Here is a 12,579-nt window from a genome sequence, read left to right on the forward strand (position 1 = left end):
GGCCTGGTGCTGCCGGAGCTCAAGGGCAAGCTCGATGGCGTCGCCATCCGCGTGCCGACCCCCAACGTCTCGGTCGTCGACCTGGTGTTCAACGCCAAGCGCGCCACCTCGGTCGCCGAGATCAACGAGGCCATCAAGGCTGCCGCCACCAACGGCCCGCTGAAGGGCATCCTCGGCTACACCGATCAGCCGAACGTGTCGTCGGACTTCAACCACGACCCGCATTCGTCGATCTTCCACCTCGACCAGACCAAGGTCATGAACGGCACGCTCGTCCGTATCCTCTCCTGGTACGACAACGAGTGGGGCTTCTCCAACCGCATGGCCGACACCGCCGTCGCCATCGCCAAGACCATCTGAGATCGAACGATCCGCAAACTTTGGAACCCCGCCCCACAAAGGCGGGGTTCTTTTTCTCAGCCGGGAGTTGTTCGCGGGGCTGCCTTGCAGTACCGCGACGGAAGCGGCACTTCCCCTCCCCGCGGCCTTGTGTGTATACGAAGGCAGCGCTGGCGAGGAGTTTCCCTTAGGGTCAAACCCAAAGGGATTCCAGCCGGACGATGGTCGACAGACGTCAAGGAGCAGACATGAGCGCGCCGGCATCCTCGCGAACGGGCAGCAACCCCAAGATCCGCCGGCGCCAGACCAAGGTGGTCGCCACCCTCGGTCCGGCCTCCAGTACAATCGAGGTGATCCGCGAACTGGTGGCAGCGGGCGCCGACGTCTTCCGGCTCAATTTCAGCCACGGCGCCCATGACGAGCATCGCGCCCGCTTCGACTTGCTGCGGCAGGTGGAAACCGAGACCGGCCGGCCGATCGCCGTGATGGCCGATCTGCAAGGCCCGAAGCTGCGCATTTCGACTTTTGCCAACGGCTCGATCGATCTCGTCGAAGGACAGACTTTCCGTCTCGACCTCTCCACCGAACCCGGCGACACGACTCGCGTCGGTCTGCCGCATCCGGAAATCTTCGCCGCGCTCAAGCCGAACACGGACGTGCTTTTGGATGACGGTCGTGTCCGCTTGCATGTCGAGAGCTGCGCCAACGATCACGCCATCACCACCGTGGTCAGTGGCCGCGCCCTCTCCAACCGCAAGGGCGTCAACGTACCGGACGTGGTGCTCCCCCTCTCGGCACTGACCGCCAAGGACCGGAAAGACCTCACCTTTGCGCTGAAACTCGGTGTGGACTGGATCGCTCTGTCCTTCGTCCAGCGGCCGGAGGACCTCATCGAAGCGCGCGGATTGATCGGCGACCGGGCGGGGCTGCTCGCCAAGATCGAAAAGCCGCAGGCCATCGACGCCCTGAGCGCCATTATTGAGCTTGCCGACGGCGTCATGGTGGCGCGTGGCGATCTCGGCGTCGAGATGCGCCCGGAAGACGTGCCGACACTGCAGAAGCGCATCGTCCGCGAGGCACGCCAGGCCGGCAAACCGGTGATTGTCGCGACCCAGATGCTGGAGTCGATGATTACCAGCCCGGCACCGACCCGTGCCGAGGCGTCCGACGTTGCCACCGCGGTGTTCGATGGCGCCGACGCGGTGATGCTATCGGCCGAAACGGCTGCCGGCGCCTATCCGGTCGCCGCCGTTGCGATCATGGACAGCATCGCCCAGCGTGTCGAGCACGATCCGCTCTACCGCCAGATCATTGAAGCGCAGCGCCTGCCTTTCGGCGCCGAGACCTCATCGGACGCCATCACCCATGCCGCCAACCAGATCGCCAGTGCCCTGGATGCCAAGGCGATCGTCACCTACACCGCCACCGGCTCGACCACGCTGCGCGTGACCCGCGAGCGACCGGGCGTGCCCGTGCTGTGCGTGACGCCGGATCTCATCAAGACGCGCAAGCTGATGCTCGCCTATGGCGTGCTGGTCATTCCGAGCCAGCCGTTCCGACGGTTCCAGGACAAGGTGAACACCGGTGTTGCGCTCGCCACCGACCTCGGCATTGCCAAGTTCGGAGACACGTTGGTGGTAACAGCCGGTGAAGGCGTGCCGGGTTCGACCAATGTGCTGCGTATCGTCTCGGTCGGCGAAGCGGCCTTCTAGACGAAGCGGCGCACGCGCCGGCAGTCGAACACATTCGGATGGGCGCCCGCGTTCTCCTTTTGAGGAAACGCGGGTGCATTTTGTCGTCGGCCTATTGAAGCCCATGGTTTGGTAGCCGGAGATCGTCCACCTCGCCGAAACCTGCGTAATTCTCTCCTCTTTACATTTGCACACCGGCCGGTATCGCTGGCGCCGAACTAAGTTGAACCGGAGATACCCCAAATGGCAGACAATGTGCCTGGGCAGGCTAATACCATCCTCGGGCTCGATGCCTACGCGCCGGCCGAAATTCAGGACAAGGTCGAAAAGCTCGGCATCAAGAAGGCGCGCATGCCGGCGCTGGCCAGCTTGGCGCTGGCGGTCGTGGCAGGCGGATCGATCGGTCTCGGCGCGCTGTTCTTCGGCATCGTGCTGGCCGATCCCACGCTCGGCTTCGCTGCCCAGCGCCTGTTGGGCGGCCTCGTCTTCACACTGGGTCTCGCGCTGGTGATGATCGGCGGCGCCGAGCTGTTTACCGGCAACTGCCTGATCGTCATGGCCTGGGCCAATCGTCAGCTCGGCACTGGCGAAGTGCTGCGCAATTGGTTGATCATCTGGATCGGCAACTTTATCGGCGCGCTCGGGCTCGTCTTCCTGGTCTACATGGCCCACACGGCGGCGCTCAACAACGACGCCTTCGGCAACGGCCTGATCAAGCTGGCCGTCGGCAAGGTGGGGCCGGATGCGGTGACCATCTTCTTCAAGGGCGTGCTCTGCAACATTCTGGTCTGCCTCGCCGTCTGGCTCAGCTATGCCGGCCGCTCGGTGACCGACAAGCTGTTCGGCATGGTGCTGCCGGTGACCGCCTTCATAGCCGCCGGCTTCGAGCATTGCGTCGCCAACATGTTCATCCTGCCCTACGCCTGGGTGCTGGTTCAGACCGGTCATGTTCCCGAGGGCGTCGACGTATCGGTGCTGACCTTCGGCGCCATCATTCACAATCTCATCCCCGCCACGCTGGGCAATATCGCCGGAGGTGCCGGGTTTGTCGGCGGTATCTACTGGCTCGTCTATCGCAAGGCGCTGGGCGGATTGACGCCGCTACCGACCAAAGAACCGCGCCGAGTGCAGGGCAGATCTTCCCGTAACGGATAACCGTTTGGAATTGTTCAGCCGATGGGCGCTGCATCACGCGCAAGGCAGCTCCGCACCCTCGCATGGCTAAGGCGAAGTCTCCCACGCGATCGACAGGGCCCCGTCGGGGCCCTTCTCTTTTAGGTTGTCTTAAATTGGACGACAAAACGTCGCGCCCAATAGCCTCCATGCAGTTGCGAGGCAGCTGCACTGGCCTAAAATTGGCTGTTTTCCTTCATGTTTTTAAAAGTCGCACTATTTGGCGATTTTCTAAAAGGTTTCAGTTTCTCCGCCGCTTTTGACTGGCATGATACCCACCTTCGACGCGTGTCGCCGGTCTGCAATCAAAAGCTGCATGCATATCCGGATGGGCTGCCCCACGAGCGGCGCACGACCTACGACGAAGGTCGACAATAGCGCAAGATTACTTACTTAACTTCTGAACTCATATATTACATGAAGGGTGCGAAGCACTTGCAAATCAGTCTGATTTCGCAGGATTACGTAAGGGATTTATGTTATACGTCCTCGGACGCATAACTTTCCGGCCATCGAGCTGGCGACAAAACTGGAGAGAAGCCATGAACGTCTATGCGCGCGAACCGTTCGATACGATCGATACGGAGCTGACCGCCAAGGCTCCCTGGCGCGGTTTTCTCCCGGGCACCTGGACCCGTGAGATCGACGTCCGCAGCTTCATCATCGCCAACGTCACACCCTTCGAGGGCGACGCCGGTTTCCTTGCCGGCATCACGCCCCGCACCGCCGATCTCTGGGAGAAGCTGAAGCTTCAGCTCAAGGCGGAGCGCGACAAGGGCGGCGTGCTGGATGTCGACGTTTCCACCCCCTCCTCCATCACCTCGCACAAGGCCGGCTACATCGCCGAGGACCTCGAGCAGATCGTCGGCCTGCAGACCGATGCGCCGCTGAAGCGCGCCATCATGCCGTTCGGCGGCTACCGCATGGTCAAGAATGGTCTGGAGGCCTACGGCTTCAAGGCCGACACCTCGCTCGACAAGGTGTTCCCCAAGCTGCGCAAGACCCACAATGACGCGGTCTTCGATGTCTACACCCCCGAAATGCTCGCCTGCCGCAAGTCTGGCATCATCACCGGCCTGCCGGATGCCTATGGTCGCGGCCGCATCATCGGCGACTATCGCCGGGTTGCCCTCTACGGCGTCAACCGCCTGATCGAGGACAAGCAGGCCCAGCAGGCCAGCTTCGATCTTGCCACCATTGACGAGAACGTGCTGCGCGCCCGTGAAGAGACGGCCGAGCAGATCAAGGCGCTGAAGGAACTCGTCAAGCTTGGCGAGATCTACGGCTTCGACCTCACCCGTCCGGCCACCAACGCTCGCGAGGCAGTGCAGTGGACCTATCTTGCCTATCTCGCCGCGGTGAAGGAAGCCAACGGCGCCGCCATGTCGCTTGGCCGCGTGTCCAGCTTCCTCGACATCTTCATTCAGCGCGACATCGAAGAAGGTGAGATCAACGAAGCCGAGGCGCAGGAGCTGTTCGATCACTTCGTGATGAAGCTCCGCATCATCCGCTTCCTGAGGACCCCGGAATACGACCAGCTGTTCTCCGGCGACCCGACCTGGGTGACCGAGTCGATCGGCGGCATGGCCATCGATGGTCGTCCGCTGGTGACCAAGTCGTCCTTCCGCATGCTGAACACGCTGAACACCCTGGGGCCGGCTCCCGAGCCGAACCTCACCGTTCTGTGGTCCGAGCATCTGCCGAAGGGCTTCCGCGACTTCTGCGCCGAGACGTCCATCAGGACTTCGTCGATCCAGTATGAGAACGACGACCTGATGCGCCCCTACTGGGGCGACGACTACGGCATCGCCTGCTGCGTCTCCGCCATGCGCATCGGCAAGCAGATGCAGTTCTTCGGCGCCCGCGCCAACCTCGCCAAGACGCTGCTCTACGCCATCAACGGTGGCCGCGACGAGAAGAGCGGTGCCCAGGTCGGTCCTGCCCTCGCTCCGGTGGTCGGCGATTACCTCGATTACGAGGACGTCAAGACGAGGTTCATTCCGATGATGGAGTGGCTCGCCCGCGTCTATGTCAACGCCCTCAACTCCATCCACTACATGCACGACAAGTACATGTACGAGCGGATCGAGATGGCGCTGCATGATCGCGACATCCTCAGGACCATGGCCTGCGGTATCGCCGGCCTGTCGGTTGCCGCCGACAGCCTCAGCGCCATCAAGTACGCCAAGGTGAAGATCATCCGCGACGAGCGGGGCCTTGCCACCGACTTCGAGATCGAGGGCGATTATCCGGCCTTCGGCAACAACGACGACCGGGTCGACGACATCGCCGTCTGGCTGACCGAAACGTTCATGGGCTGCATCCGCAAGCACAAGACCTATCGCAACGCCATGCCGACGCAGTCGATCCTGACGATCACCTCCAACGTCGTCTACGGCAAGAAGACCGGCAATACGCCTGACGGCCGCAAGGCCGGCCAGCCCTTCGCACCGGGCGCCAACCCGATGCACGGCCGCGACAAGAACGGCGCCGTCGCTTCCATGGCGTCGGTGGCCAAGCTCCCCTACGCCCATGCTCAGGATGGCATCAGCTACACCTTCTCGATCGTGCCGTCGGCTCTCGGCTCGACGAGCGAGGATCGGGTGAACAACCTCGACAACCTGCTCAGCGGCTACTTCCTGCAGGGCGGTCACCACATCAACGTCAACGTGTTCGATCGCGAGACGCTGGTCGACGCCATGGAGCATCCCGAGCTCTACCCGCAGCTGACCATCCGCGTGTCGGGTTACGCGGTGAACTTCATCAAGCTGACGCGCGAGCAGCAGCTCGATGTCATCAGCCGGACCTTCCATGGCGCATCAAACTAACCTTCTCGACTTCCGGGACGCCCATGGTGGCGCCCCGGGCGTCCACGCCGACGGCGGACATGCCCAGCCTGCCCGCCGCCCCGTCGCCCACGGCTTCGTTCATTCGAAGGAAGCCGGCGGCGCCGTCGATGGCCCAGGCATCCGCTACGTGCTGTTCGTCTCCGGCTGCCCGCTGCGCTGCCTCTACTGCCACAACCCCGACACCTGGCACATGCGCAAAGGCAAGGAGACCTCGGTGGGCGAGATCGTTGCCGAGATGGCCAGCTATTCCAACTTCCTGAAGCGCGCCAAGGGCGGCATCACCATTACTGGCGGCGAACCGCTCACCCAGGTTGAGTTCACCGCCGAAATCTTCCATGCCGCCAAGGCAATGGGCCTTCACACCGCGCTCGACACGTCCGGCTTCCTCGGCAAGCGCGTCACCGACGAGATGCTCGAAGACATCGACCTCGTGCTGCTCGACATCAAGGCCTTCACCGAGGAAACCTATTTCGAGGTGACCGGCGCCCAGCTGCAGCCGACGCTCGACTTTGCCCGCCGCCTGTCGGCCAAGGGCAAGAAGATCTGGTTGCGCTATGTGCTGGTGCCGGGCCTGACCGACAAACTGGACGAAATCGAGGGTCTCGCTGCCTTCGCTGCCGAACTTGGCGTTGTGGAACGCGTCGACGTACTGCCCTTCCACAAGCTCGGTGAGTTCAAGTGGAAGGAATGCGGTCGCGATTACAAGCTGGCCGACACCGAGCCGCCGTCGGGCGAACTGGTCGAGCAGGTGCGCTCGATCTTCCGCAGCCACGGCCTGAAGGCCGGTTGATCGGCGATCGACCGACCGCTGGAAAAAGCCGGGGGCGCCGAAGCGCCCCCTTTTCGTTTTCACTTTCAGACAAGTTCAGGCGGCGGCGAGTTCGCCCTTGCGCTTCTCGACCACCTTCTGAGCCACCGGACCGGTGATCTCCTGAAGATGATCGAACGTAGCCTCGAAGGTACCGACGCCGGCGGTCGCCGACCGCAGCTCGACGATCAGCATGCCCATCTCCGCCTGCGGGATCAGCGCCTCGGTCACATCCCAGCCTTGCCAGCCTTCGCGTCCGTCGAAGCCGAGCAGCTGACCACGCCGGCCGGTGACGATCTGGTTGATGCGGGCGGTGAACTCGCTCGGTCCGTAGAACTTCACCTTGAGGATCGGCTCCAGCAGCACGGGTGAGCACTGCGGCAGTCCCTCGCGCATGCCGATGCCGGCCGCCGTCTTGAAGGCCATATCCGAACTGTCGACAGGATGGAACGAACCGTCGGACAGCGTCACCTTGACGTCGACAAGCGGGAAGCCGAGAGCACCGCGTTTCAGGCTGTCGACGACACCTTCCTCGATGGCCGGGAAAAAGTTCTTCGGTACGGCGCCACCGGTCACCACCTCGGCGAAGGTGAAGCCCTTGCCGCGCTCTTGCGGCTCGATGGTCAGCACGCAGTCGCCGAACTGGCCGTGGCCACCCGACTGCTTCTTGTGCCGGCCGCGCACCGTCGTCGACGACTTGATCGTCTCCCGATAGGGAATGATCGGATCGCGTGTGACCACGGCGACGCCGAACCGGCTTTGCAGGCGTTCGAGCTGGACACGGAGGTGCATTTCCCCCTGCCCTTCGATACGCGTCTCTGCCGTATCGGCATCCTGGATAACCACCAGCGACGGATCTTCCTCGGCCAGGCGGCTCAACGCCGTCGATAGCTTGACGTCGTCCTTGGCTTCCTTTGGCGCCACCACCATCGAGATCACCGGTGGCGGCGGGACGAGCGGCGCCAGCTCCTTGGGCGCTGCCTTGGCAGACGTCAGCGTGGAGCCGGTTTCGGCGGGATCGACCTTTCCGATACCAACCACCGCGCCGGCAGTCGCTTCGGATATCTTGGTCGGCGTTCCCGTCCCAAGCGCATAGAGCCCCGACACACGACCGACGGTGCCATCGGCACCGGTGAGGGCCAAACCGTCGGTCAGCTTACCGGAGAGCACGCGAACGATGGACAGCTTGCCAGCATGCGAGGTCTGGACGGTCTTGGCCACCTGAACGATGGCGTCTGCGCCGGCCGTAAGTCCCAGACGGGCGCGCGTGTCCTCTATGCCGGCCGCATCGTGACGCAGCGCCTTCAGAAGACGGGTGATGCCGTTGCCGCGCTCGGCCGATCCAATGAATACCGGCGTGATCAGACCAGAGCGCATCTCCTTGCGTAGGTCCTGGAAAATCTGGCTGCGGTCGGGGGCGACATCCGACAGAAGCTCTTCCATCAGGTCGTCGTCATAATCGGCAAGGCGCTCCAGCATTTCGTAGCGGGCGGCCAACTCGTCAGCCTGATGATCTGTTGGAATGGGGACTTCCTGGCTTTCGGCGTGTTCGCGGTAGACCAGAGCGCGCTCCAGCGCCAGCTCGATGGTACCAATGGTGATGCCGTCCTTCCAGATCGGTATCTGGCGCAGCACGAGCGGCGTCGTCGACGCCGACTGCATCAGCTTCAGCGTATCGCGAAGCGTCGCGTCTGCCTTGTCGATCTTGTTGACGAACAGCACATGCGGAACGCCCGCCGCTTCGAGCTGCCTCAGCACCAATTGCAGCGCCGGGATTTTCTTTTCGTCGGCCTCGCAGACGACGACGGCCACGTCGGCGACCGCAAGCACGGGCTGCATCTCGAAAGCGAATTCAACAAACCCTGGGCAGTCGAGGAAGGTGTAGCGGTCGCCGAGAAATTCAGCGTCGGCGGCGTTGAGGTCGATGCCCATGCCATGGGCGCGGGCTTCCTTGGAACGGTCGCCGACACTTGTCCCCGCTGCGACGTTGCCGGCTTTTGGAATTGCCCCCGTTCGTTCGAGGATTGCCTCGAGAAGCGTCGTCTTACCGCTGCCGTGAGGCCCCACGATGGCAACGCAACGGGGGCCGGCTGCTCTGCCGCTGGTGGATGTTCCGGTGTGTTCTGACATGGCTGACCTCCACAGATGTTTCCGTTATGTTCTCGCCTGTCCAATTCCGCAGCCCCCGATTTTCGGGACTGCGGATCACTTATCCTGAGATCGGGCATCCCTCCTCGGATGCCCCGACAAGGCGAGAATGTCCCTGTTTTCAAGGCTTGGCAATACGGGCAAACAGCCGCCGGCCACGAACCCGACTAAGGGATGAAGGCATCCCGACGGTCGAGATTGCGAGGTCGCACGCGTCGTGGGGGCAATACCAGACGCGGGACGCCGACCCGTTATGTCGCCATCCCGCGCCGCTGGAGCCGTCATTCGCTTCTGGAGGAACCGAAGCGAACGCCGGGATGAGCTTGCCGGAGCGGCTAAAATCCCGCTCCGGTTTGCGAGTGTTTTCAGCTGAGCCGAGCCCACTCAGGCAGCATGTCACCATGGGCACGGCAAAGGTCGTCGACCAGCGACCAGATCTGGTCGAGGTCGAGTTCGGCCGCCGTGTGCGGATCCATCATCGCCGCGTGGTAGAGATGGTCGCGGTTTTCGGTCATCAGTGCCGCCACGGTCAGCTCCTGAACGTTGACGTTGGTGCGGATCAGCGCGGTCAGCTGCGGCGGCAGGTCGCCGACATAGGTCGGCTGAATGCCGGACGCATCGACGAGGCACGGCACCTCGGCGGCGCAATAGTCGGGCAGCGATGTGATGCAGCCGTTGTTGCGGACGTTGCCGTAAATTACCGAAGGCTCGCCGGTCCACACCGAGTTGATGATCTGAGAGGCATACTCGTGGCTCTCCTTCACCTCGACGGTGTCGGAGGCCTTGAGGCTCTCCAGATCCTTCTCCCACCGGGCGATCTGCTCGACGCAGCGCTTGGGATATTCATCAAGCGGAATGCCGAACTTCTCGATCAGATCATCGCGGCCTTCCTTGATGAACCATGGCGTGTATTCGGCGAAATGCTCGGAGCTTTCGGTGACGAAATAGCCGAGCCGCGTCAGCATCTCGTAGCGCACCTTGTTCGGGCAGCGCGGGTTCCAGCTCGACGGCTTGGGATAGCGACCCTCCCGATAGCCGCGAACAAGATCGGGATAGAGATTGCGATAGCTGCCATCGGCCTGCCGATGCTCGAACTTCAGGTAGAAGGCCATGTGGTTGATGCCGGCCGCCCGGTAGCGGATCTCCGAGATCGGGATCTCCAGGTCTCGGGCCAATTCCTCGGCAGTCCCCTGCACGGAGTGGCAAAGGCCGACTTGGCGAATCTTGGGGTACTTGGCCGAGATCGCCCAAGTGTTGATGGCCATCGGGTTGACATACTGAAGCAGCACGGCATCTGGGCAGACCTCCATCATGTCGGCGCAGATGGCCCAAAGATGCGGCACGGTACGGACGCCGCGCATGATGCCGCCGACGCCCAGGGTGTCGGCGATGGTCTGGCGCAGACCGTATTTCTTGGGCACCTCGAAGTCGGTGACCGTGGCCGGCTTATAACCACCGATCTGGAAGGCGACGACGACGAAGTTGGCCCCTTCCAGTGCCCTGCGGCGGTCGGTGTAGGTCTCGACCTTCGCCGGCGCGTCGAGCAGCTTGAGAAGTCGTCCCACGACAACCGCGCTTTCGGCGAGACGCTTCTCATTGACGTCCATCAGGGCGATCGTGGCGCCCTTCAGCGCCGGCCGGTGCAGAACGTCACCGAGGATATTCTTCATGAACACCGTGGAGCCGGCACCGATGAAGGTGATCTTGGGATTGGCTGCCATATTCGCTTTCCTCCAGGCAAACAGACTTCCCACACGGTCCGGCCATGCCGGTCCGCCACTGGGACAGGTTAGGTGTTTTGTCGTATGAGGATCCAAACCAGCGCTTGTAGGCCGCTCTGGATCCTTTCAGTCTCCGTCCGCTCTCAGAAAAGCGAAGCGGAGCCCGGATTTCCGCCGCTTACGCGGCCACCTCGAAGGCCGCCTTCACCAGCTTTTCCGTGTAAGGCGTTTTTGGTTTGAACAGCACTTCCTCCACCGGGCCTTCCTCGACGATCCGGCCATGCTGCATGACGATGATGCGATGGCAGAGCGCCCGAACGACTTTCAGATCGTGGGAAATGAACAGATAGCTGAGCCCGCGTTCGTCCTGCAGCTTGCGCAACAGATCGATGATCTGCGCCTGCACGGACAGATCGAGCGCCGACGTCGGTTCGTCGAGCAGGATGAACTCCGGTTCGAGCGCGATGGCGCGGGCAATGGCGATGCGCTGCCGCTGGCCACCCGAGAACTCGTGCGGAAAGCGGGAAAGAATGTTGGTCGGCAGGCCGGCCGCCGTCAGCGCGTCGCGCACCCGGTCGAGCCGCTCAGGCCGATTGGCTCCAATGCCATTGACGATCAATCCTTCCTCGATGATCTGGCACACCGACATGCGCGGATTGAGCGAGGAGAACGGATCCTGGAATACCACCTGCATGCGCGAGCGGAGCGGCCTCAGTTCCTCGCGGTTCTTGCCGTGGATGGGCTTGCCGTCGAAGTAGATCTCGCCGGCGTCAGGATCGGAGAGACGGATCAACGCCTGGCCGAAGGTGGTCTTGCCGGAGCCGCTTTCGCCGACGATGCCCAGTGTCTCGTGGCGGCGCAGCGTCAGGCTGAGATTGTCGACGGCGACCAGCTCATGGAACTCGGCATTGAAGAAGCCACCCTTCTTCAACATGAAGGCGACGCGAACGTCCTTGCCCTCAAGGATCACCGGCGACTCGACCGGCAGTGGGTTGGCGTGGCCGCGTGGTTCCGAAGCGAGGAGATGCCGGGTGTAGGGATGCTGCGGGTTGCCGAACAACGCCTCGGTGGTGTTGTGTTCCTTCACCTCGCCCTTCTGCATCACGTAGACATAGTCCGAGAACTTGCGCACCACCGTGAGGTCATGGGTGATGAGGATCACCGCCATGCCATGGCGCTGCTGCAGGTCGCGAATGAGCTGAAGGATCTGGGCCTGCACCGTCACGTCGAGCGCCGTGGTCGGCTCGTCGGCAATCAGCACATCGGGGTTGTTGGCGAGAGCCATGGCGATCATCACGCGCTGGCGCTGGCCACCCGAAAGCTGGTGCGGATATTGGTTGATGCGTGACTCAGGGTCGGGAATGCGCACCTCGCGCAACAGGTCGATCGCCTTGTCGCGCGCCTTGGCCTTCGACAGTTTCTGATGAATGCGGATCGCCTCAATGATTTGCGCGCCGATCGAATAGACCGGATTGAGCGAGGAGAGAGGCTCCTGGAAAATCATCGAGATGCGGTTACCGCGCAGCATGCGGCGGCGATGCGGCGACCATTTGAGCACCTCTTGGCCATCGAAGCGGATGCTGGCACTGGGGGCAACACGGGCACGCTTCGACAGCAAGCCCATGATGGTTCGCGCGGTCACCGACTTTCCCGAGCCGCTTTCGCCCACCACGGCGATTGTTTCACCGCGATAGAGCTGCATCGACACGCCACGCACCGCCTCGACTTCACCGTCCTCCACCTTGAAGCGGACGGCGACATTTCGGCAATCGATAATCGGCTCTCCCGTGCGGCTGCCATGATCGAGCCGTACGTCCGGAGCGAGGTTTTCGTCTCTGTCCATGGTCGGC

General features: G+C 62.6%; 7 protein-coding genes and 1 pseudogene. 5 read left to right on the forward strand and 3 right to left on the reverse strand.

Annotated features, from left to right (window positions below; genetic code table 11):
* The 5 genes and pseudogenes from G522_RS0115145 to pflA all read left to right on the forward strand — a co-directional run.
* Window positions 1–360, forward strand: a pseudogene (locus tag G522_RS0115145) (erythrose-4-phosphate dehydrogenase); the annotation flags it as partial.
* A gap of 227 nt (window positions 361–587) precedes the next feature.
* Window positions 588–2,051, forward strand: coding sequence for a pyruvate kinase (gene pyk / locus G522_RS0115150; RefSeq protein WP_036839570.1), 1,464 nt, complete (start codon window positions 588–590; stop codon window positions 2,049–2,051).
* Window positions 2,052–2,273: 222 nt separating this feature from the next.
* Window positions 2,274–3,185: a formate/nitrite transporter family protein gene (locus tag G522_RS0115155; RefSeq protein WP_026791775.1), complete on the forward strand. Its 912-nt coding sequence runs from the start codon at window positions 2,274–2,276 to the stop codon at window positions 3,183–3,185.
* A 560-nt stretch (window positions 3,186–3,745) separates the two neighbouring features.
* Complete coding sequence (gene pflB, locus G522_RS0115160) at window positions 3,746–6,031, forward strand: formate C-acetyltransferase (RefSeq protein ID WP_051228676.1); 2,286 nt, start codon at window positions 3,746–3,748, stop codon at window positions 6,029–6,031.
* Complete coding sequence (gene pflA / locus G522_RS27060; protein WP_051228677.1) at window positions 6,015–6,842, forward strand: pyruvate formate-lyase-activating protein; 828 nt, start codon at window positions 6,015–6,017, stop codon at window positions 6,840–6,842. Before pflB ends, pflA begins: the two co-directional genes overlap by 17 nt.
* 75 nt (window positions 6,843–6,917) lie before the next feature.
* Here the strand turns inward: pflA and G522_RS0115170 are convergent, their stop codons facing one another.
* The 3 genes from G522_RS0115170 to G522_RS0115180 all read right to left on the reverse strand — a co-directional run bounded on the left by G522_RS0115170 (window position 6,918) and on the right by G522_RS0115180 (window position 12,572).
* Window positions 6,918–8,990: an elongation factor G gene (locus G522_RS0115170; protein WP_026791777.1), complete on the reverse strand. Its 2,073-nt coding sequence runs from the start codon at window positions 8,988–8,990 to the stop codon at window positions 6,918–6,920.
* 383 nt (window positions 8,991–9,373) lie between these two features.
* Window positions 9,374–10,729 carry an alpha-glucosidase/alpha-galactosidase gene (gene melA, locus G522_RS0115175; protein WP_026791778.1) on the reverse strand — a complete coding sequence of 452 codons (1,356 nt, stop codon included), beginning with the start codon at window positions 10,727–10,729 and terminating at the stop codon, window positions 9,374–9,376.
* A gap of 178 nt (window positions 10,730–10,907) precedes the next feature.
* Window positions 10,908–12,572, reverse strand: a complete 1,665-nt coding sequence (locus G522_RS0115180) for an ABC transporter ATP-binding protein (RefSeq protein WP_026791779.1) — start codon at window positions 12,570–12,572, stop codon at window positions 10,908–10,910.
* Between the last annotated feature and the right edge of the window lie 7 nt (window positions 12,573–12,579).

This window comes from Pleomorphomonas oryzae DSM 16300 (genome assembly GCF_000422965.1).
GTDB lineage: Bacteria > Pseudomonadota > Alphaproteobacteria > Rhizobiales > Pleomorphomonadaceae > Pleomorphomonas > Pleomorphomonas oryzae.